16 protein-coding genes are annotated in these 23,529 nt (G+C 45.1%); 1 reads left to right on the top strand and 15 read right to left on the bottom strand.

The window, feature by feature from the left end:
- Positions 1–85 precede the first annotated feature (85 nt).
- A complete protein-coding gene (locus tag EXU57_RS22060; RefSeq protein WP_207955577.1) occupies positions 86–4,207 on the top strand; it encodes a two-component regulator propeller domain-containing protein in 4,122 nt (1,373 codons plus the stop codon).
- Positions 4,208–4,370: 163 nt separating this feature from the next.
- Here the strand turns inward: EXU57_RS22060 and EXU57_RS22055 are convergent, their stop codons facing one another.
- The 15 genes from EXU57_RS22055 to EXU57_RS21990 all read right to left on the bottom strand — a co-directional run bounded on the left by EXU57_RS22055 (position 4,371) and on the right by EXU57_RS21990 (position 23,220).
- Entirely contained in the window at positions 4,371–5,465 is a 1,095-nt protein-coding gene (locus EXU57_RS22055) for a PLP-dependent cysteine synthase family protein (protein WP_207955576.1), read from the bottom strand.
- A 399-nt stretch (positions 5,466–5,864) separates the two neighbouring features.
- Positions 5,865–8,804, bottom strand: a complete 2,940-nt coding sequence (locus tag EXU57_RS22050) for a M16 family metallopeptidase (RefSeq protein WP_133270433.1) — start codon at positions 8,802–8,804, stop codon at positions 5,865–5,867.
- 206 nt (positions 8,805–9,010) lie between these two features.
- The gene (locus tag EXU57_RS22045) at positions 9,011–9,340 is read right to left on the bottom strand and encodes a hypothetical protein (RefSeq protein WP_133270432.1); all 330 of its coding nucleotides are present in this window, start codon (positions 9,338–9,340) and stop codon (positions 9,011–9,013) included.
- A gap of 613 nt (positions 9,341–9,953) precedes the next feature.
- Positions 9,954–10,967 (bottom strand): LLM class flavin-dependent oxidoreductase, encoded by a 1,014-nt coding sequence (locus EXU57_RS22040; protein WP_133270431.1) that lies wholly within the window; start codon positions 10,965–10,967, stop codon positions 9,954–9,956.
- 270 nt (positions 10,968–11,237) lie between these two features.
- Positions 11,238–11,660: an organic hydroperoxide resistance protein gene (locus tag EXU57_RS22035; RefSeq protein ID WP_133270430.1), complete on the bottom strand. Its 423-nt coding sequence runs from the start codon at positions 11,658–11,660 to the stop codon at positions 11,238–11,240.
- A 553-nt stretch (positions 11,661–12,213) separates the two neighbouring features.
- The gene (gene mnhG / locus EXU57_RS22030; protein WP_133270429.1) at positions 12,214–12,600 is read right to left on the bottom strand and encodes a monovalent cation/H(+) antiporter subunit G; all 387 of its coding nucleotides are present in this window, start codon (positions 12,598–12,600) and stop codon (positions 12,214–12,216) included.
- A complete protein-coding gene (locus EXU57_RS22025) occupies positions 12,593–12,868 on the bottom strand; it encodes a cation:proton antiporter (RefSeq protein WP_133270428.1) in 276 nt (91 codons plus the stop codon). The genes mnhG and EXU57_RS22025 overlap by 8 nt, the downstream gene beginning before the upstream one ends.
- A 2-nt stretch (positions 12,869–12,870) precedes the next feature.
- Positions 12,871–13,350 carry a Na+/H+ antiporter subunit E gene (locus tag EXU57_RS22020; protein ID WP_207955575.1) on the bottom strand — a complete coding sequence of 160 codons (480 nt, stop codon included), beginning with the start codon at positions 13,348–13,350 and terminating at the stop codon, positions 12,871–12,873.
- The gene (locus tag EXU57_RS22015; protein WP_133270427.1) at positions 13,347–14,876 is read right to left on the bottom strand and encodes a proton-conducting transporter membrane subunit; all 1,530 of its coding nucleotides are present in this window, start codon (positions 14,874–14,876) and stop codon (positions 13,347–13,349) included. The genes EXU57_RS22020 and EXU57_RS22015 overlap by 4 nt, the downstream gene beginning before the upstream one ends.
- On the bottom strand, positions 14,869–15,225 hold the full coding sequence (locus EXU57_RS22010; protein WP_133270426.1) for a Na+/H+ antiporter subunit C: 357 nt from the start codon (positions 15,223–15,225) through the stop codon (positions 14,869–14,871). The genes EXU57_RS22015 and EXU57_RS22010 overlap by 8 nt, the downstream gene beginning before the upstream one ends.
- Position 15,226: 1 nt before the next feature.
- Entirely contained in the window at positions 15,227–15,637 is a 411-nt protein-coding gene (locus tag EXU57_RS22005; protein ID WP_133270425.1) for a Na+/H+ antiporter subunit B, read from the bottom strand.
- Positions 15,634–15,891: a hydrogen gas-evolving membrane-bound hydrogenase subunit E gene (mbhE, locus tag EXU57_RS25470; protein ID WP_207955574.1), complete on the bottom strand. Its 258-nt coding sequence runs from the start codon at positions 15,889–15,891 to the stop codon at positions 15,634–15,636. Before mbhE ends, EXU57_RS22005 begins: the two co-directional genes overlap by 4 nt.
- Entirely contained in the window at positions 15,852–17,942 is a 2,091-nt protein-coding gene (locus tag EXU57_RS22000) for a proton-conducting transporter membrane subunit (protein ID WP_207955573.1), read from the bottom strand. The genes mbhE and EXU57_RS22000 overlap by 40 nt, the downstream gene beginning before the upstream one ends.
- Before the next feature lie 1,278 nt (positions 17,943–19,220).
- Complete coding sequence (locus EXU57_RS21995; protein ID WP_133270424.1) at positions 19,221–19,499, bottom strand: carboxypeptidase-like regulatory domain-containing protein; 279 nt, start codon at positions 19,497–19,499, stop codon at positions 19,221–19,223.
- A gap of 118 nt (positions 19,500–19,617) precedes the next feature.
- Positions 19,618–23,220 carry a trypsin-like serine peptidase gene (locus EXU57_RS21990; protein WP_133270423.1) on the bottom strand — a complete coding sequence of 1,201 codons (3,603 nt, stop codon included), beginning with the start codon at positions 23,218–23,220 and terminating at the stop codon, positions 19,618–19,620.
- Positions 23,221–23,529: the final 309 nt, after the last annotated feature.

Below are 23,529 nucleotides of genomic sequence, written 5' to 3'. Positions count from 1 at the left end.
TCAAATGTTTTGGCTTTTCGTAGAGTGCAAGGGCTTTCTTTTATATTAGCGCCAGTCAACCTGTTCAGTTACAATCGCCGCCATAGTGAATCGATGCCATTTCTACTTTCTCCTGTTTGTTTTGCTTTTTCGGGCAGGATTGGGGTTTACGCAACCGGCAAATATTCGCTTCAAACATATCTCCAACGAGCAGGGGCTTTCTAACAGCACCATTGAATGCATTTTCCAGGATCGAACCCAATTTATCTGGATCGGCACAAGGGATGGACTAAACCGGTTCGACGGGCACCAGATGCAGGTGTACCGGTATAATGCTTCAGACTCCAATAGTATCAGCGATAACTACATCCGCTGTATTACCCAGGACAAGGCCGGGGTACTTTGGATTGGTACCAGCAACGGTCTGAACCGGTTTGATGCCAAAACGGGACGTTTTACCCGGTTCAAAAATCAGGTCCGATCCGAAAGGTCAATCAGTCACAACCTGGTGACCAGTGTACTTGAGACAAAAAACGGTGAGCTTTGGGCAGGAACGGGCAATGCACTGAACAGGTTTGAACCAGAGAGTCAAAGCTTTCAACGCTATTATATCGATGCGTCTTCAGCAGCTGCGGGCAACCAGGTGAATTGCCTTTATGAAGATGCGCAAGGGAAATTCTGGGTTGGTTCCGAAAAAGGCTTGTACCTCTTCCAAGAAAAGGTTACCCCTTTTTTCCGGCCCATATCAACCCTTGACGTTCACCTTGAAAAAGCAATCCGGATTATACATCCGGGTTCGGATGGTAAAATGTGGATGGCGATTAAAGAGGATGGACTCTTTTTGTTTGATCCCGCAACAAACAGGGTTAAACAATACAAACATGGAGAGCAGGAAGCGGGCAGTTTAGGCAGCAACCTGGTAAAAAGTATTCTAAGCGATAAAAAGGGTAAGCTATGGGTAGGCACCGTTAATGGTGGCTTAAACCTGTTTATGCCGGAAAGCGATGCCTTCCTGCATTTTCAAAACGAACCGGCAAATGCTGCAAGTCTTTCCCAACGTACCGTCTCTGCGCTGTTTGAAGATAAACAAGGCAATATCTGGATCGGAACACACCGGGGCGGCATCAATTTATACATTCCGAATCGGCAAAACTTTGGGTTGTACCAGAAAGACGCTAATAAAAATAGCCTTAGTTATAATGATGTAAAGTGCTTCTTTGAAGACCGGGCTGGGAAGATATGGATCGGTACCGACGGCGGGGGTCTCAACGCATTTGATCCCAACACAGAACAATTTAAACATTACCGCTACAACCCTTTTAATACAAACAGCCTTGGCAGTGATGAAGTGCTGCATGTAACAGAAGACAGCCAGGGGAACTTATGGGTAAGCACGTGGGGAGGGGGATTGAATCTGTTCGACAGGAATGCCGGCACGTTCACCCGGTTTATCCACAAGCCCGGCGACAACAGTTCTATCAGCTCCGACTATGTTCAACAGGTTTTTGAAGACCATCAAAAGCGGTTATGGGTAGCCACCTATTATGGCGGTTTAAATCTTTTTGATCGAAAGACAAAACGTTTTCAGCGGGTAGAAAGCGACGACAAACACCTGACCCATCTGACGGGGACGAATATTGTATCCATCTGCCAGGATACCAGGGGAAATCTGTGGTTTGGAACTGACGACGGCGGCTTGAACTGCTTGCAAAGCAGCACCCAAAAATTTCTGCATTATTTTGTTAACGACGAAAAGATGCCCGACCTGCGGGTATTGTATATCGACAGCAAAGCGCGATTATGGGTAGGCCATTCCGGGCTATACCTGTTTGACGAAGCAAAACAGTCCTTTTCGCTGTTTACCAATCGGGCAGGCCTGGCTTCGGAGTTCATCAAAGGTATTGCTGAAGATGATCATGGAAACCTTTGGATCTCCACCTCAAATGGCTTGACCAAAATCAATCCGCAAACCAAAGCGTTTAAAAAGTATAATTCTGCCGATGGATTGCAGGGCCTTGAGTTTGAGGCAAACGCATACCTCAAGACCCGGAAAGGACGGATGTTTTTCGGGGGACTCAATGGCTTTAATGCATTTTACCCCAAAGACATTCAGCCAAATACCTTTATCCCGCCCGTGGTAATTACGGATTTTCAACTGTTGAATGGAACAGTTTCACCGGGCGACAAACCTGCTATTTTACCGTACACCATCAGTTATACCGACGTGGTAGAGCTGTCGTATACGCAATCTTCATTTTCTTTCTCTTATGCGGCTTTAAACTTTATTATTCCTGAAAATAACCAGTACGCTTACCGGCTTAAGGGCTTGAACGACAACTGGAACTATGTTAACAACGAACACAAGGCCACCTACTCCAACCTTCCGGCAGGGACCTATGTATTTGAAGTGAAAGCTGCCAATAACGACGGGATTTGGAACGAAACCCCGGCATCCGTGAAGATTATCATCACACCCCCCTTCTGGAATACCTGGTGGTTTAAAACACTGGTCGTTCTGCTACTGGTGGGAACGGCGGGAGTTTTTATTTTATTTAAACGCCGGCTGGAGATACAACGAATGGAAGAAAGCAAAAGAGCGGAAATACACCAGATGCAACTGCAGTTCTTCACCAACATCTCACATGAATTCCGAACACCGCTATCGCTGATTTTGGGCCCGCTGGAACGATTGGAAAAGGAAGAAAGCCGCACCGGGGTTCGCCATCAATACCACATTATGCACCGCAACGCAAGCAGGTTGCTGGGACTGGTAAACGAACTGATGGACTTCCGGAAAGTTGAATCCGGGGTGCTTAAGCTGAAGGTAATGCCTGGTAGTATTCAACTGTTCCTGGAAGAAATTGGTGACGAGTTTCATGGCCTCGCGGAAGAAAAAGACATCCGGTTTGGCATACAGTTGCTGGACGACTTTCCCCAGCTTTGGTTTGACAGGCAGGTTTTGGAAAAAATCCTGATTAACCTTCTCAGCAATGCTTTCAAATACACCGGGAATGGTGGATGTGTGGCCGTCAGGGTCGCCAAATCCGTACAGCAATTGTCGCCGGCTTTTCAACACGAACTTGTTTTAAAAAGCGACTACCTGGCCAAAGACTGTATTTTCATCCAGGTTGCGGATACGGGAATTGGAATACCAGCAGATTCACTTAAACACATCTTTGAGCAATATTACCGGCTTTCCGACTCCCATATTGGTTCGGGGGTGGGGCTGGCTTTTGTGAAAAGCCTGACCTTTTTACACAAGGGGAGCATTATGGTGTATAGTGAAAGGCATCGGGGAACTGAATTTATTATCGCGCTGCCCGTCAACAGTGATGATTATGCGAACGATGAAAAATGGCTTCAAAGCAAAAAAGAAAAGGTGGACATCGAAAGCATGGATTACAAATATCAGGAAACGGCAACCAGCCAAGCCGAAAATGCACAAATCCCCGCTAACAAACTGGAACGAACAAAACACATTTTGGTTGTAGACGACAACGAGGAGCTACGCGAATTCTTGAGAGAAAGCTTGTGTGTGGACTACCACGTATGGGAGGCTGAAGACGGGCTGAAGGGCATAGAAATCGCAACTGAAAGACTGCCCGATTTGATTATTACCGATGTAATGATGCCTGGGATGAGTGGTACACAGTTCTGTAAAACGATAAAAGAAAAACCGGAAACGAGTCATGTGCCTGTTATTATGCTAACGGCGAAAGCAGCAGAAAAAGCAAAGATTGAAGGCGTACAATCAGGCGCGGATTTTTACTTTTCCAAACCGGTCAACATCGAAGTTTTATTGCTCACTATCCGGAATATTTTTAGTCATCAACAAACCATTAAAGAACATTACACGAAAGACGTTCACCAGGAAACAAAAGAGCTGGCACATTCGGTTAAAGACAAGGCTTTTATCGACCACTTGCTTGCTGTTGTTGAAACAAACCTGAGTAACCCTGATCTGGATGTGGACTACATATGTAAAGAGATGGGCATGAGTCGCACCAAACTTTACCAGCATGCAAAGGCGATAGTAGGCCAGCCTATTGGCGATTTTATCCGCACTGTCAGGCTACGCAAAGCCATGCAGATTATGACACAAGAAGATGTGCTGATTACGGAAGTGATATACCGGGTGGGCATGCAAACGCAATCGTATTTTACGAAAGCGTTTAAAAAAGAATTTGGCAAAACGCCTACCCAATTTCTGCAGGAACTAAAAAAGTAGTGCAAGCAGGAAAGCCGGGGTATACTTCTCTAAGCATGGGCCAGGTAATATTGGTAGTCCGGGGTGCTGCGATTGTGCCGGAATTTGAATACCCGGTATGCCGGGTTTTGTTGCCGCGAGTGTTGTTTGAAAGGCTGGCCGTTTACGCTAGTCCCGCCGCCAATTACAGGCGGTTAACGGCTCTGTAATCCAGGAAGTCAACGTCGCAACAGTAGTAGTTGTCACAAACCCGTTCTTCCTTCATCAGGTCTGTGCTCAGGTATTTTTTATTGCTATCGCTGAATACGGTAACGACAACCGATTTTGCACCAAGTTCATTTTGCAACTGTATAGCGCCTACGATATTTGCACCTGATGATATACCTACGGCCAGGCCCAGCTGTTTTGCAAGTTTTTGCGCCATGATGATGCTATCCCCATCCGAAGCCTTTACTACCCTGTCCAATTTACTAAGGTCAACGATAGCGGGGATAAACTCGTCTGAAATACCCTGTATTCTATGCGAACCAACTTTGTACCCGGTTGACAGGGTTGGCGATTCTAAGGGTTCCAGGGGATGGATTTTTATCGACGCATCCCGTTTCTTAAGATAATTACCAATACCCATTACCGTTCCACCGGTGCCTACTCCGGCAACGAAGGCTTCAGGACTAAGATCTAAGGATTGCAATTGCATCCATATCTCCCTGGCGGTTGTCTTCTCATGCGCCTCGGCGTTAAACAGGTTTTCAAATTGTTTTGGAAGAAAAACCTTGCCGTTTTCCAGCGCCATTTTCTGGCTGAGTGCGATGCTGCCTAAAAATCCACCTTCTTCTTTACTTATTAATATTACCTCTGCACCTAAACTCCGAATGATATCAATCCTTTCTTTACTTAGCCAGTTAGGCATAATGATTTTTACATCATGTCCTAACGCTTTCCCGATGGCACTAAACGAGATACCGGTATTGCCGCTCGTAGCTTCTACAATAACATCATCCGGCTTTATTGTTCCCAGTTGATAAGCTTTCTGAAGTATATACAAAGCCATACGGTCTTTAATACTACCGGTTAAATTATAGTTCTCACATTTCACATACAATTTCCGGCACTCCCGCTTGTAGCGATAAGATATTTCGAGCATGGGTGTATTACCTACCATATGCCATAAGTGCTCAAGCTTGTTGGTAAGCTTTGATTCTGTATTTGCGGGTAGCCCGGTTTCATAACAACCGCAATCATCGACATTCGTAATACCGGTCATCATTTCCAATTCCATATTTATTGATTATCTAATTATGACACCTGGTTAACGCTTAATTTTTTTTCTTTTGGTACAAACGGCACAATGCTCGTTGCGCATAGATGTGCGTGCCCCCAATTTCTGGCGGCTCACACACTTGTATTTGCAGCTATGTTATTCGGCCTTTCCCATCTTTTACAAAAAGTGGATCGCAATTTACCAGGGATGAAATTACATCCGGTCTAACCTGATATGTGCATTTCGGCCCAAAGCTCTCCTTCGAAAAGGCAGCATGAAAAGATATTGTACAAGTGAGTGACACCCGTCCGACAGGCGCAGCGGGCGGGCAACCGGAGCTCCATTGAAAATACCCGGTTGGTCCCCAAGAATCCAAAAAACTGAAGTAAAAACAGTGTTCCCCTGTGTCACCGAATGTTAATAGCCAAACAATTCTTCGAGGTTTAAGACCTGCAACTCACCATATTTCTTTAAGTCATCCATACTAATCCGTTTATCCGATGCAACTACACAGTAGGTATAGGGCTGTTTGGCTAACGTTTCCTGGTGGAACTTATAAATGTCATCCAACTTAAGTGTGCTGTAAAGGGCATAGTTTTCCTGCCGGAGGTCACGATCTAAACCCTTACGTTGTGCGTTCAGGTAACTGGTAATAATTCCATCCTGGGTAATCCGGTCAGTTTCTATATTTTTCATCAGGCTTGTGCGCGCATTTTCAAAACTCTGCTCTGTTCTTGGAAGTTCATTCAGCAATTCATTCATACTTGTTACAGCATCATTCATTTTATCTGACTGACTGCCCACGTATGCCACAATTGAAAAATAGTCGTCCTTTTTACCAGGGGTTATCACCCTGGCGTTTGTTGCATATGCCAGGGCTTTTGACTCACGAATTGTTGAGAAAACAATTGAACCCATGCCTCCACCGAAATAGCTATTGAACAGGTTGATCATAGCTTCATTTTTTGGATCATATACCGAAAGATTTTTAACCCAAAAGATCTCCGACTGAACCGCATCGTAATTTGCAAACAAAACTTTATTGGCGGTTTGTTTTACGCGTTCAAACTTTACAGCATCCGAATTAGTGGCCCATGATGCCGGCAACGAATGCAGCTTTTGAAGATTGGTAGTTAATTGGTTAATCGGCTGGGGGCCGTAGTAACCTATCCTGTGCTGATTGTTTGTTAAGCCATGCAGCAGATCGGTTAGATCATTAGCCTTTAAATTCTTAAGTTCTTCATCCGTGAGGGTATAGTTGTACGGATTTTTGGGGCCATACATTGCGTATGATTGCATGGCGGAAGCAATTGCTCCTTTATTCAATTTGTTATTCGCCCGTGCCTTGGTGAGCAGGTTCTTTAAGCCTTCCAAAGCAGCTTCATCGGGTTTACAGTTTTTCAGGAGCTCTTCAAACAGGCTCACCGCTTTATCAAAGTTTTCCTGTAATCCTGATACCGTAATGGTTGTCTGTTCATCACCTGGAAACACATTGAAATTGCAGGCCAGGTTGTAAAATTGCTTGCTGATTTCTTCTGAGGTGTACTTATCGGTTCCAAGATACTGCAGGTATTGTGCAGCCAAAGGCAGTTTTTTATTATTCCAGCTTCCCATATCGAAGCGATAAGACAATCTGAATAAGCTGTTGTCTTCATTTTGAACATAAAGCACTTCTGCGTTTCCAACCTTTCCTCTCTGGAGATCTTTGTTATAGTCAACAAAAACAGGCTTTAAAGATGGAAGCGGGGTTTCGATAATTGCCTTTACAAAAGGAGAACTTTTTCCGGCATTAGTTTCCACAGGAGTGATTGGGGGTTTTTCAACCTTTGTGATGCTTTTATCTTCTCCTTTTCTTTTGTATAAGACAACATAATTATTATCGGTGAAAAACCGGTTAGCAAATGCTACCAACTCCTTTTTAGTGATCCTGCTCATTTCATCAATCAGGGCAACTTCTTTGTTCCACTCGTTGCCCCTGTTTTTGATAAACTGATCCATTATACTATTTACCCGTGCAGCGTTACTTTCAAGAGATTGTAAACGGCTCAATTTGTAATTCGCTGCAGTTGCTTTAACCAAAGTTTCATCGAAGTCTCCGTTCTTTAAATGTGCAATCTGACTTCGTAAAAGATCCTTCACATCATCAGCACTTTGACCCTGTTTGGGTGATGCTAATAAGAAGAAAATGCCGTAATCTTTAAACTGCCACAAAGCCGCCCCCGCTCCGAGTACCTTTTGCTGCTTGTTTAAGTTCAGGTCAATCAAACCGGCTTTGCCGTTTGCCAGGATATCGCTTGCAAGATCAGCAAGCATTGCCTCCCTTGTACCTGCCGGAGCTGAACGATACAGAATCCTGATGCTTTCAGCCGTTGGTCCGTAAACTTCCTTCACAACCGGCCCTTCGATGGGCTTCTCTTTAGTTCCCTTATATTCTACCACGGGCTTAGCTTTCATGAAGCTGAAATGATTATCTATCTTTTTAATCAGTTCATCAGGGTTAAAATCTCCGGCCATGAGCACCGCCATGTTGTTCGGCACATAATACTTGTTGTAAAAATCACGGATTGCTGTAATTGAGGGATTTTTCAGGTGTTCTATGGTACCGATAGTCGTTTGAAGTCCATAGTTATGCGTCGGGAAAACAGTAGAAAACATCGCTTCCTGCATTTTATTTCCGTCGTTATCTAAGCCCCTGTTCTTTTCTTCATACACCGCTTCCAGCTCAGTATGAAAAATCCTCATGATTGGGTTGCGAAACCGTTCGGCCTGTATAGCAAGAAATTTATCCATAGCGTTAGCCGGAATATCTTCGTGATAAACCGTTTCCTCTACAGAAGTGTGCGCGTTTGTTCCTTGCGACCCTAAGGCTTTCATGAGGTGATCGTATTCACCGGCAATGGCAAACTTTGCTGCTTCACCCGAAACCCGATCGATCTCCTTATACACTTCACGGCGTTTTGCCTCGTCTTTAGTACCGTTGTACTGCTCGTATAAAGATTCGATTTTGTCCAGCAAAGGTTTCTCTTTGGTCCAATCAAGGGAACCAAATTTATCCGTTCCTTTAAATAAGAGATGCTCTAAATAGTGTGCAAGACCCGTATGTTCCTTCGGATCGTTATTGCTTCCTGCTCTTACGGCAATCTTAACCGCTACCCGGGGCTCTTTGGTGTTTTTAGATAAAATAACCGAAAGCCCGTTCTTCAGCGTATAAAACCGGGTAGCCATCGGGTCGTTAGTTACATACCGGTACGTGTATCCATTTGATGACGCCTGCTTCCATTCATATCGATCCTGTGAAAAGGTCGTAACAGAAAAGGAAACATAAGTAAGCAGCAGGAAAGCTTTTAGAATACTCATTTATTTGTTATTTAATGCTTAAAGATCTTTTTTGTTATACGCTCCTGTTACACCATCAAGAAGCTGAAAAAATTTGTTTATATCCGGATCATCACCGCAACCTTCCGGAAACGTTTGTTTTCTTAGCGTCTGGAAAAAGTAGTAAGGCTGTATTTGCACCGAATTTCGTACCTGCATATCTCCATGTTCTCTTCGAATGTTTAAAGCTAATATACTGTTATACCAGGCGAAACATTTGGCCTGATTTTCAAACCAACTTTCGTATCACCCCCCGGAAACTTTCCGACTTCTTTGGTTGTTAACGAAAATGAAGCCAACGAGTCTTCATTGAATTTGATGAAAGTAGGAACAAGGCCACCTTTGAGGGTAGTTTGGCTGTAAACATGCCAGCCCGCATCAACAGTGGCTTTCAGTTGCACAGACGTTATAGCATCAATCTTCCGCGCGCCATATTTCCACATAACAGGATTTTGCATATGTGCGTTTCCCATGAGCATGGTTGTTACAAAAAGAAGGAGCAATAGTGTTTTTTTCATATTGATGAATGGATCGATTACTATTCGAGCGCTTACTGTATTTTGTGTGTTATGCTTTTAAATGTACAAGCCAGCCCGTAGTTGATACCGGAAGCATAATTATGGTGGGATGTCTTACCTGTACCTGACTGCTGATTAAACCTTCCAAAGGACATGAAGTACTATCGTGTCCCAGGAAATATTTTGTTAATGCGGCTATGTGGAGTTTAACTGCCGTTATTGGAGTATAAGCTGTAGTTTCTCAGGGCATCATTTTAGCCCGGCTAGTTGAACAGGTTTGGAGGGCGTCCCAGTAATCTACCAGCACAACTTAATCGAATGGGAAATGCCCGGAGCACTTTCCTTACCAGTGAACAGCATGTATCAGCCAGGTAATTTGTCGATGTAAAGTACTTGTAAAGAATCCATCAGCCCTGGAAGATATCCGCCAGCTTCTTCGGGTAAACCAAAAGTTAACTACGTTAGCCAGTTAACCGGGCAGCCGGAATAAGGTATACTTCCCGTATGATAATTCGCCGTTGGTACCCGCATTGCGCGTAAGAAAAAGGTTAACAGGGTGCCCGTGACCAGACAGGTGGCCAGGAAGTGATAGCAAGGTGTATAGCTATCCTGGTTAACCTTGTTCGTTGATTTCCGTCATGATCTCTGCGAATAATCGCGCCGACTTCAACCGGTCGTTGATGTCGTACATGGCTGAGACCATGATTAATTCATCCACTCCAGTCTCTGTTAGAAAAGCCTGTATTTTTTTCTTTACGGTTTGCTTACTGCCTACAAAGGAGTACTTAAGCATTTGGTTAACCGCCGGATGTTGGAAGAGCTCCTTTAGGTCTTCGGTCATCTCTGTTGGCGGATGTAAGGGATCTCTTGCACCCGTTAAAACACCCACAAACATCCTGATTAAGCTGGTAAATAGGCTTTCAGCCTCCTCATCGGTATCAGCGACATACACATTGATACCCGCCATCGTATACGGGCGATCCAGGAAAGGGGAAGGCTGAAATTCATTTTTATAAATCCGCAATGCAGTGAGCAAATGTGCCGATGCAAAGTGGCTGGCAAAAGCATATGGCAAACCCTTCTTTGCTGCCAGATGAGCACTGTCGGTACTCGAACCTAATATGTACAATGGTACGTTTGTGCCTTCCGCCACGGTAGCCCTTACGTTGGCTCGTTTGTTTTCTAGAGAAAAGTACTGCTGTATTTTCGCCACCTCATCAGGAAACGACTGCGCAGCAATCATAAAGTCTGAACGTATGGCCTGGGCAGTGGGCTGATCGGTGCCTGGTGCTCTTCCGAGACCCAAATCAATTCGATCCGGGTATAAATGGGCAAGGGTTCCGAACTGTTCTGCTACAATAAGCGGAGAATGATTTGGCAACATAATACCACCAGAACCAACCCTGATGGTACTCGTGTTTTCCGCCACAAACCCGATCAATATAGATGTGGCGCTACTGCCTATGCTATCCGAATTATGATGTTCGGCGAACCAAATGCGTTTGTAAATTTTTGCCTCTGCTTCCCTAGCTAATGCCAGTGAGTTGTGGAGTGTTTTTTGGATGGTATCACCTTGCGAAACAATGGCAAGCTCCAAAATAGAATAGGCGATGTTTTGATTGTTCATAAGATCTGGTACTGTTGGTCTATGTATTTGGCTAAAGTTCAATGCTTGTTCTTCAGGCAATCGCTTAAACCGGATTGATTATTATTAAGGCGCGCCACTGACAAAACAATATGGGCATTGGTAACAGGTAACACCAGCAAAAGGCTAAACTAATGATGTAAAGCCGTAGAATTTGGAAGATGATGTCCGGCATCAGCGTCCCTATAATGGCGGCTACACACTCCCCTACACTGAGGTTGCTCAGTTGTGTAAAGTTCCCTGCTAGGCGCGCTAATTGTTCGTAGTTGTAAGTTTTACCTCGACATTATTGCGGGTTGCATTTGAATAAGGGCATACCTGGTGTGCTCGTTCAGTTAGTCGCTGTGCCTCTTCCATAGAGACGCCCGGGATGTTGACGGCCAGCTCTACCGCTAAGCCAAAACCACCATTATCGTTTGAACCAATTGATACCCTGGCGGTCACCGAAGTCTCACCAGTTTTTGCTTTTTCCTGCCTGATAACAAGGTTAAGGGCGCTGTCAAAACAGGCGGAATAACCCGCTGCAAACAGTTGTTCCGGGTTGGTGTGATCGTCGTTAGCGCCACCCATTGCCCGGGGTGGTTTAACCTGTACATTCAATACACCATTATCGGATTTTACCTGCCCGTTTCTGCCACCGGTTGCTGTTGCCGTCGCCGTATATATTACTTTCATTGTGATTGCTGCTTGCTGGTGATAAAAGACTGTTTTGCACATCCGGTACCGTAATTGGTAACCGGATTTAATCTGCCGGAAATATTATTCTAACTTCCGGATTTTGCGCATACTAGATTGATTTGTAAAACAACAACAGAAAGTACAAGTAAGTGACAATTTGATGTTAATACTTTGTTCCCACACAAGCCCAACAGGTTGCCGGGGAACCAGGCGGTAAAGCCGGTACTACTGTTTGCGTAATCGTTTTACGTAACCTTCTTTTATACCTGGCCTTCAGAGGCGGGCAGAGGCATGTTTAAGAATGTTGTGTATTGATCAACGGGAAACCAGGTCATTCAGGCCATCTTCTTTGAACCAGGCCCCGGTTTTTTAATTGTAGATGATTGCGCCAATTTTTGGTGAATTACACTCCCGGCTTGTACCGTTTACCATTGCGGGGCAAATCAAGCCAGCAAGGGCCTTAGATAAACGCCATTGTTTCGGACACAAGTAATTTCCCCGGCTTAACGGTGTGCAAAGCCTTTGTACCTGCAAAGCTGGTAGACCGTTTCTAAGGTTTGGGCGTATCATTTTCGTCTGACTTCAGGTCGCTTTCAAGGGTATGAGACTCACTATCGTACCTGCCATCCAATTCATCTGTAATAGTATGTTCCCACATCTTTGCCTTTACTAAATAAGCTACGCGTCCTATCAGCTGCGCACTAACAGGACCGGTTAAGGTGATGAAAAAGATAATCGCCAGTACCCGGGATGTGACACCCACTTCCTGGAAATGAAAAGCCCCGCCAACGAGTATTAACCCAATACCGAGCGTTGCTGCTTTTGTTGTTACCGATAACCGTAAATAGAGGTCCGGCATGCGCAACAGGCCAATTGCGGCTAGCAAAATTGCAACTGCTCCAGCACCTGTGCAAAGGGCGATAAGTATATTAATCATTTCGGTTTCTTTTTTCAAGGTAATAAGCAAATGCGACCGTAGACAAAAATCCGATCAGTGCTACAACCATAGCAATATCCAGGAAGGTTGGCTGGTCGGTTAAAATGCTGTAAGCGACAATGGCACCTATGCCAATGATAACCATCAAATCAAAAGAGATTACCCGGTCTATAATGCTTGGTCCTTTCAGGAAACGGATAAATACCAAAAGAGTCGCTAACGACAAAGCCGGTAGAATACCATATGATATAAAATTCTGTAATGTCATTGTTAACGCATAATATTAAGCAGCGGCCTCTCGAGCCCCATCTTGATGGACTCAATAAATCGGGCACGATCCTCGAGGTACATGCCATGAACGTACATGACCTTTTTGTCATCCGAAACATCGATAACCAATGTGCCAGGTGTAAGGGAAATCAGGCTTGCGAGTAATGTAATTTCAAGATCTGTTCGCGCATCCAGCTCCATTTTAACGATCCCGGGTTTCATATGCAGGTTGAAAGTCATGACTTCGTAAGCTACCTGGAAATTCGCCTTGAGCATTTCATACAGAAAGTAAAAGAAGAACCCTATCACTTTAAAAAGGATGGTAAAGTAGCGTTTGTCGGGGTTCCCCCTGCTGATGATCCAAAGCACAAAAAAGCTGATCACAAAACCGAAGAACAAATTGATATAAGTAAAGGAGCCCGTTAGTGCTATCCACACCAGCGTAAGTAATATGTTTAGTAAAAACCGCTTTTGCATCATGGCGTTACATTGGTTGTTGCAGCTCCCAGGACGGCATCGATATAAGTTGATGTATCAACCAATTCAGCTGCTATATGATTCGAAAGCCTGAAGATGTTTTCTGCACCCAGGCCTATGTACAGGGAAATGATACTGAGGAATACAATTGGCGTAATCAGGAACGTCTTCTGTGACCGCGACATTTGATCAAAATACCTGATGTATGGCTTCCTGGCAAGTGCTTCCCTTTTTTTCCAGAATACTTCAGACCAAAACCGGGTAATCACGAATAAAGTAATGAAGCTCCCGAATATAATACAGCCCAACAGATAGTAATTACCCGTAACAAAACTCTCGCTCATAAGATTGATTTTCGGCCAAAAACCTGATAATGGCGGCACACCAATTAACGAAAACAGTGGTACGGCAACCAGGAGCGATAATGCCGGATACTGTTCATACATGCTCCCCATCCGTTTCATATTAACCTCCCCATTTATTTTATAGATCAGCCCTCCTGCGAGAAAAAGATTTGTTTTAACAATGATGTCATGAATAAGGTAGAATACTGCGCCTGATAATGCGGCAGCAGTGAACATCCCAATACCACCAATCATGTAACCTATGTGGCAGACGATCATATAAGAAAACATCTTACGCATATTCGTTTGAACAAGTGCGCCCAGGCCGCCGCTGAAAAGGGTTAGTCCGCCCAGGATTACCACCAGGGTTTTCATAAAATCATCAGGGATAAATACCAGGCTGAAAACCCGGAGAAGGGCGTAAATTCCTACCTTGGTGAGTAATCCCGCAAAGATGGAAGATATAGCTGCCTGAGGGGTGTGATAAGAGTCCGGCAACCAGAAATACAAGGGAAAGATAGCTGACTTTATTCCGAAACCTACCAGGAACAAAATAGCGATTACCTGAACCACTCCCTGGTTTTTGATGGTTTGAATTTTGCCCGATAAGTCAGCCATGTTTAAGCTTCCTGCAAGCCCATAAAGTACCGCAATTGCTGTAAGAAAAATCATGGAGGCCAGGAAGTTGAGCGTAAAGTATTTTACGGCTCCTTCAATCTGAACTTTCTTACCCCCAAGGGTGATGAATACGAACGACGAGATGATGATGACTTCGAACCATACGTATAAATTAAAGATATCCCCGGTAAGAAATGCGCCGTTCAAACCCATGATCAAGAAATGAAAACTTGGAAAATAACCAAATTTCATCCTCGCTCTTTTTATGCTCACCGTGGAAAACACCGCAACGGCAAGGGCTGATAACGATGCCAGCAAAATCATTGTGGTGCTAAACGTATCGGCTACGAAAGTTATCCCGAAAGGCGCCTTCCAATTACCAGCCTGCATCGTTAGTATGCTCTTTTCGTAAACCTGGCGAAATAAACCAACAGCGATAACAACTGCAACAATGCTTCCTGCTATACTAATTATTTTTTGCGCCGCTATTCTTTTACAGAAGAATAATAAAACAATTGCCAGCGTAAACTGAAGCATTACTGGTAATATGATCAGGTTATTAGTCATCTTCTTCCTCTGTTGTGTGTATTTCGTCCATGTCGTCGGTACCCAATACGATATAAGTGCGCTTTATAAGAACAATGGCAAAGGACTGCATGCCAAAACTGATTACGATGGCGGTAAGGATCAGGGCCTGGGGCACCGGATCAGCATAAATTTCACCTAACACACGATCCATAGCAGGAATGATCGGCGGTTTCCCCCTCACAAGCCCTCCCAATAAGAAAATTAAAAGGTTTACCCCATTACCCAACAGCACCAGTCCCACAACAAGTTTCACCAGGCTTCGTCTGAGCATCAGGTAAATTCCGGATGCATACAGCAGTCCGACAATGATCGCTAAGATGATCTCCATTTTACACAGATTCTGAAATGGTGAAAATAATTGTTAGCGCCACACCCAGAACAACCAGGTAAACTCCCACGTCGAATAACAGTGCGCTGCCTACCAAACCTACCACCGGGAAAGGCTCATCCAGCCATAACCCTGTCATCACGGGCAGGCCCTTTAATAACGGCAGTAGAGCACTGAATACGGCTAAACCAAGCCCCACGGGCATAAATGATATCGGATGCACCCTGAGTAGCTTTCGGGTACTTCTTAATCCAAAGGCAAATGCATGCAATACGAAAGCTATGGCTGCAATGATCCCGCCCACAAAGCCGCCTCCAGGCAGGTAATGCCCTCGTAATAAAAGAAAGAGCGAAAACAACAGCAATAGCGGAAGTAGAAAGTTTGCGGTGGTTCTTAATATCAATAGTTTCATAATTCCTGGTCGTATTTATTTAATTGCAACTTCAGAAGTGCAAATACACCTAATGCTGCAATGGTTAATACTGTTGTTTCAACCATGGTATCTATTCCCCGAAAGTCCACTAGGATCACATTTACTACGTTTTTTCCTTTGGCCAGTGTGTAAGCGTTCTCTGCAACAAATCTTGCGGTTTCTTTATTGGTGACCTCATAAAATGCCTCCAGGCTTAAGATGGTAACCAGCGATCCAAAAACCAATGAAACCAAACCGTCACGTATCCTGATCGGCCAACTTGAATGGTTGATGTATTTGGGAACCTATACAGTACTAAAACAAAAAGGATCACGGTTAAGGTGTCGATAGCAAACTGGGTCATGGCCAGGTCAGGTGCACTATAAAAAACATAGATCAAACACACGCAATACCCGATAACGCCCATAGCTGCTATTGCAGACAGCCGCGACGGTGTATAAACCGCATAGATTATCGCGATAATCAGGATAGACATCACAACCAGTTCGGTGGATGTCAGCGGTGATACCTTATTCAGGTTAACTGACACGACAACCTTCGTCATCGATTTATATGCCATTAAGGCGGTAAGAAAAAAAACGATGGTGAGTATGTAGATCCTTAAATATCCATTCTGCAGCACGCTGGTCCAGCGGGTAGCAAAAACCCTGAAATTTCGATTGAAAAGATGGGCAATATTTTCGGGCGATGTTTTATGAAGCTTTGCCAGTATTGCTGATGCCCCTGTACCGGGCTTAAAGAACCGGTATAATAACAAACCACCTGCAATGGTGATTGCGCTCAGGGCTAATACAAAATTAAAGCCGTGCCATAACTGCAAATGGAATTCGGCAGCTGAAGGCACTAGTGCATTGAGTGCGGGCCCTAGAATCCCGCCTTCCAGTATATGAGGAAAAAAGCCCAGCACCAGGCCGGCAATGCCTAAGACTAAAGGTGGCAGCCATAATCGCCATTCGGGCAAGCGGGTATTTTCTAAGGTTGAAGGCAGTTTGCCTGCAAAAGGTTTTATTCCTGCCAAAACACTGGCATACAGCAGCAGTATATTGGTTATGACCGCAACAACCGTCATGATGATTGCAAATCCTTCAGAACTTAGGGTAGATGCATAAACCAGGTCTTTGCCTACAAAACCAATCGTTGGCGGTATACCTGAATTAGACAACATTGCCAACCCACCTGCTATTGCTACAGGCAACATTACCTTTCGCAACCCGGATAATACCGTGGTGTCCCGGGTTCCTGTTTGATGGTCGATAATGCCCGTTACCAGGAACAAAGTGGCTTTATACAACGCATGCACAACGATAAATACCAGCATAGCGAGCAACGCTTCCGATGTTCCCAGGCCCAATAAAAACACCAGCATACCCAGCGCAGATATTGTCGAGTAAGCCAGTATCTCTTTGAGGTCCTTTTTAAAAATAGCGTGAAAGGCTGCATACAACATGGTGAAGCCGCCCACTATCAGTAACGTATTGTTCCACTCGGGTACATTACCCAATACCGGGGTAAACCTCGCCAGCAGGTATATACCTGCCTTAACCATTGTAGCAGAGTGAAGGTAAGTGGAGACGGGAGTGGGTGCTTTCATGGCGCCAGGCAACCAAAAATGGAGTGGAAACTGGGCCGACTTAGAAAATGCAGCAAAAAACAAACAGACCATTATGGGCAGGTAAGCCGGATGTTCCTTTAACTGATCACCGGAACCTATCATCTCCTGTATTGAATAGGTTCCGGCGATTGTGCCCAACATAGCAAAAGCAGCCAGCAAAAAAAATCCGCCTAAACCTGTAACAGCAAGCGCTATCAAAGCGGACTTGCGTGAAGCTGTACTTTCATTTTTATACCCGATTAGGAAAAAAGAACTGATGCTTGTCAACTCCCAGAATACGAACAAGGTGAAGATATTATCCGAAAGCACCATCCCAAGCATCGCACCCATAAACAGGCTAAGGTAGCCGTAGAACCTGTCGAGATAAGCATCGCCTTTCATGTAAGCCGAGGTATAAAGGAATACCAGGACCCCTATCCCGGTTATCATCAGGGCGAACAACAGGGACAATCCATCAACTAAAAAGCTGAGATTAATGCCCATGGTCAAAACCCAGTTGTAGGAAGCAAGAAGGTGCTGATCTGCCGGGAGGGATGGTATAAGCGAAAGGAAGTAGACAAACAAGGTCAGGGGAAGCATTGTCATAACGACCGACCACTTTCCTTTCAGCCATTTACCGATTAAAGGGATAATTGAAGCAACAATAAATCCAGACAGTACAGCTAATAACATGTTGGATGCTTTTAATCCCGCAAAGCAGCAATCCTTGTAATAGCGTACTGTGCTGTTTATTGCGTGTCAGTAAATTCCACTAACATCAACGTTGTGGCGGCACAAGATAGTTTTATCCCCTTTTTAAAGAAAATTTAAGTTTGGCAAGCAGCGCTCTGGGATGCCGATGAAGTTAATAATCATTGGTTGGATAAAAGGTGTGGACGTATTACGAATTAGGATTGGTGAATGAAGGCACAGTTAAAACCTGCTAACTAAAATTATGCATTAGTACCTTTCTTTCACGAGAAATTAGAATTATATTAGAACTTTATTCATTGCCCCTGGCATTGTTTCTGAACACAAATACAAATGTAACACCATTGTTAGCTACTGTTATTAGCCTTCCCGATTAAACATAAATTCGGCTTCATTGCAATTTTTTTGTGGACCCAACTGCAGTACTTCAATTGTAAATCGTTGCGTCGCACTCTTGTACTGCATAGCATTATTGAGCAAATCAATTAACAGGCGGCCTGACCATATGATATTGAATTACCAATAACCGAAGTGGTTCGAACAAATACGATGACGACAAAAGAAAATATATTGTGCGAGGCAAATTAAAAGCACAATTTACCACCATTTTAGTGCTGCATTTTACAAAGGAATTTTCATTTCCAGCTCATACTATTTAAAAACATAAAAGCCAGGTCATAGAATGGATTAATGAATTTAATTATCGAATTGGATATATAAACCATGAATAATTTGAATAAACCCATAATACTATGCAAGGGCAACTCCTATTCGATGGATGTGTAGTTAGTGGATGATTACAATTGTTATCTAAAGCTTTCTCTTGATCCTATTCTAATGTTCATTTAGCGTAATAGTTTTAACCTGTTCCCGGTTCCTCAATCTCCCAACTGTACGTTGCCGATCCTGCACGAGCTGCTTAACCTTTTTCTTGTGCCGACGATCCATACAATATCGTCCCATTCGAGTACGACCTGTGACTCCGGCTATGGTATTCGCCCGTTCAATCCCCGAAACAAGAACAGGCAGAAAATAGGGAACCCCGCATAAGCGGGGTTCGCATTGTTAATTGTGAACGCTTCGAAAACACGAGACCGGGCGCTGTACCCACCTAACAATTTTCGCGAGTAAATATTAGCCTTTATGACTACCAGGAAACAGGTTTGTGATAACCGCAGCTTTCATAGGTGCCTTCAAAAGGGAAGCTTGGCCTTTGTGTAAAAACATGTTTACTTAGCCTGCCTGAGAATCGTACATTGGCTACCTGGTTGTTCCGCTGGCAACATCTGCGTCGAGCCAGATCTCTACGAAAGGCACTTGCTCCGTTTGAACCTGAACCGGCACCTCATCGCTCTCCACCTGACCGTATGCTTTTAGTACATAATTGCCAGGCTGAATGTTGTTAATGCTAAATTGCCCATCAGCACCCGTTATAACGGCAACATCATTGTGGTTTGGGCCCGACACGATGAGTACATTTACATCCTCGAGGGGAACGTCATTAGCGTTCCGAATGATACCGGTTATTGATCCCATCATATTCTGCTTTACTGGTAAACAATGTATAAAGCTTCTCGTTTGAAGAAAGCTGATAACAATGTTGGGCCGGAGCGTACTGCTACTATCCAGCCCACCTTTACCAACTTCATTCACGTGATCAAATGGCTCCGCCTTGTAAGCGCCATTTATTCAGGTTGTTAAAAACAGATTGGTTGATGCGTGTGGCCGAATTGCCGGATGAGGCCCCGTTTGTATGAATGCCCACCACAACATTGTTCTCATCGTAAACCGGTGATCCACTTTGTCCACCTACTGTATCAATTTCGTAAACGATGGTGTTGGCGTCTACTGCTGTTGCCCGACGACTATTGAACATCATGGTACCCGATGGTTTATCGCCAGGGTAGCCGGCAGTGCTCAGTTCCTTGGCCATTATTGAATCGTCGGAGAACTTGCCAAATCCAAAAGATCCAATTGCGGGAGATACCTTGTCGGTTTTAGCCAGGTGTATTACCCCGTAATCATGGTTTCTCGATTGGTTGTCTACCCAGCCTTTAACAGAAGCAAAGCTGGTTGCTACAATCTGCCCGTAAGGCCGGTTGGCGAGGTTGCGGCCTGGTGAAACAATGATCTGCTGTGGCCATCCTCCGTGCTCATGAATATAGACACAGTGCCCAGCGGTTATAATGGTGCGCGGCCCGATAAAGAACCCGGTACCCAGGTAAGAGGTACCATCGGCTGCTTTAATGCTCAGGTGACAGATTCTTCTGAAAGGAACATCTGTTGTATTCGTAATCTGTATTCTTTCGTCCGTATCTATGATTACTTCCATCGCCTCAAACTGCTGTAAAATTGCTGTCGCTTCCGCCACCGCTAAATCTCCTGCTTCCTGCTCGCTGGACTCAAATATCTTCTTGATACCGCCGCTCACGAAAGAGGTGCCTGCCTTTATTGCTGCCCCGGCAGCATTTTTTGCAACTGGTTTCAAAACTGGCACAAGCACCTTGGCCAGCGATCCCCAAAACTCACGGTCACTTGATGCAGACTCTTCACCATCCTCCTGTTCGGAGGACTCAAACATTTTCTTTATACTGCCTTTTACAAAGGAGGTACCCTTTTTTACCGCGGCTCCTGCTATTGGCTTCAATACAGGCACAAGTGCGCTTGCCAGGGATCCCCAAAATTCACGCTCATTTTCAGTTGATTCAACACCATTACTGGACTCCTGCTGAATGGTTTCTGTCTCCTCCAGAAAGTGGGACTCAAGTTCCTGTACCAGCATTTCAACTTCATAATCATCTTCTTGCTCAGAAGACTCGAAGATCTTTTTAATACCACTTTTTACGAACGATGTGCCTGATTTAACCGCTGCTCCGGCCAGTTTTTTTGCAACAGGCGCCAGTGCAGGAACAATAGCACTTGCTATAGAACCCCAAAACTCCCGTTCACCCATTCCGGACTCGGCGTGGCCTGACTCCAATTGTTGGATAGCGCTTTCGCTAAAGCCTTCCGTGCGGAGTATGTTTGCAAGCTTAGGACTGACTTTTTTCACTATTGCGGTGCCGGCCTTGGCTGCAGTGCCTGCCAGGCTTTGTGCTACCGGCATCAATACAGGCACCAGCTTTTTGGCCAATGCACCAAAGAACTCCCGCTCGCCTGAAGCAGACCCGGCGCCTGTTTCTTGCTCGCTGGACTCCAGCTCTTGCATAAATAAGGTTTCCAATTGCCGGGCTGCAGATTGCGCATTGGTTCCGGACTCCTGTTGCGACTCGAAAATCTTTTTAATACCACCTTTAACCAGGGCTGTACCCGACTTAATGGCTGCCCCGGCAACTTGCTTTGCAACGGGTGTTAGCACTGGCACGAGTGCACTCGCAATGGCTCCCCAGAACTCCCGTTCACCGGTAGAGGCCTGAGCACCTGCTTTCTCCTGGCTTGCCTGCAGCTGGCGGATAGCAGATTCACTGATACCTTCCTGGCGCATCATGTTCATCAGGATGGGACTGAACTTTTTAGCCCCGGTCTGGACTATACCGGACAAACTTTTCGCTATAGGATTGAAGATGGGAACAATCTTCTTTGCGAAGGCACTAATAAATTCACGCTGGGCAGAGGCTGTTTCTGTAGCTGACTCCTGCTGGTTAGCTTCATATTGTTCAAGGAACATAGCTTCCAATTGGCTGGTTACTTCGTCACTGCCATCAAACTCCTGTTCGCTGGACTCAAACACTTTCTTCACCCACGAGGTTCCGGCTTTGACGGCCGAGCCTGCCACCGATTTCGCAACTGGCATCAATACGGGAACAAGCTTTTTGGCTAGCGCACCGAAGAACTCCCGTTCTCCCTGCCCAGTGTCACTGCCAAATTCCTGCTGTCCATTCTCCAGTTCTTCAAGGAACATGGCCTCCACTTGTTCACTGATAGCATTTGTTGCTGTTCCGGCTTCCTGCTCGCTGGACTCAAATATTTTCTTGATACCGCTTTTAACCATAGATGTGCCCGACTTAATTGCCATTCCTGCAACTTTTGTAGCTACAGGCGTCAATACAGGCACCAGCGCACTGGCGATTGCACCCCAGAATTCACGGTCACCCACAGCCTGGGTAGCGCCACCTGGCTTCTTGTTTGCTTCAAGTTGCTGTATGGCGGCTTCACTAAAGCCCTCCTGTTTCAACATGTTAGAGAGCGTAGGACTAAGTTTTTTGATACCACCTTTAACTGCGGAAGTGGCAGTTTTAATGGCTGTACCGGCGAGGTTTTGCGCGATAGGCATAAGCGCCGGTACCAGTTTCTTCGCCAAAGAGCCAAAAAACTCCCGCTCGCCCTGGGCGGTATCCGACTGCGACTCCTGCTGGTTTAAATCAAGGTGCCCCAGGAACAGTTCTTCAAGGTGCTGAACACCTGCTTCTGTACCGCCATCTGACTCCTGCTCGCTGGACTCAAAAATCTTTTTCATTCCACTTTTGACGATGGAAGTGCCGGATTTAATTGCTACGCCAACTGCTTTTTTTGCAACGGGCATTAGCGCAGGCACAACGGCGCTGGCTATGGCTCCCCAGAATTCACGTTCGCCTGTACCTGCTTCGTTCTGGTTTCCATCTGACTGCTTGTTAGCAATACCCTTTTGCATGTATGAACCCGGATAAAGGCCTGGATACATTCCGGGTCGTTTCCTCAAAACAGGCATACATGCATTAGCGAGCTTTTGCCAAAACTCCCGGCCAAGTACAGCAGACTGATCGATGCCAGACTCCTGCTGCATGGACTCCAGCTGCCGAATGGCACTTTCGCTGAAGCCCTCTTGCTTTAGCATATTAGCAAGTGTGGGACTAAGCTTCTTTATGCCCGCTTTTACCACAGTTGTACCGGTTTGTTTTACGGTTTTCACCAGTAAGGGTGCTATCGCACTGGCGAATGTTCCCCAAAACTCCTGCTCGTCCTGTGAGGAGTTAATATTTGCAAGGGAAGCTTCAACTACGGGGTCGGCTTCAGCTGCAGACTCCGCAAATTCGCGTTTTCTCCCCGGCCTGATTGCCGGGCTGATTACGGGGCGGTGCCCGTCTGCCAGGGTTAGTTCAGTACCTGACTCTGCAGGCATGGCTTCGTCTGTAGTGCCTGGCACTTCTTCAACCACCTGGTCAGAAAAGTCTGACTCATCCGTCAGCTGGTCTGCAAGCGGCTGCCTGCCGCCGTTACCATTCGGCAGCTCATTGTGCGCATGACGGAGGCTACGTTGTGTTACTTTGGATTTTGTTTCCATGATAATAAGGATTTAGAAATTTGAAATATAAACCGGCAAATAGATTGGTAGCTGGAGTAAAAGATTTGGTACAATTCAATAATAGAAGGAATTGAACGTGAAGTGATTAAACTTGAACTAAACTAAAACTCAGATTGGGGTGAGGTAGCGTTTGTGGAAGTGAACATCTTCTATCATAATAAACTGTTTAAAAGACTGTAAAATTTAAATATGCGTAACAATCGATTGAGATAGTCAGACATCATTAATCGCACCTTGAAACTAGACGGAAGATTTTGCTTTAGAAATCGAAACCACGTGAACTGGCTT

Source organism: Segetibacter sp. 3557_3 (genome assembly GCF_004354985.1).
GTDB lineage: Bacteria > Bacteroidota > Bacteroidia > Chitinophagales > Chitinophagaceae > Segetibacter.
This window is presented reverse-complemented; position numbering and strand designations above follow the sequence as displayed.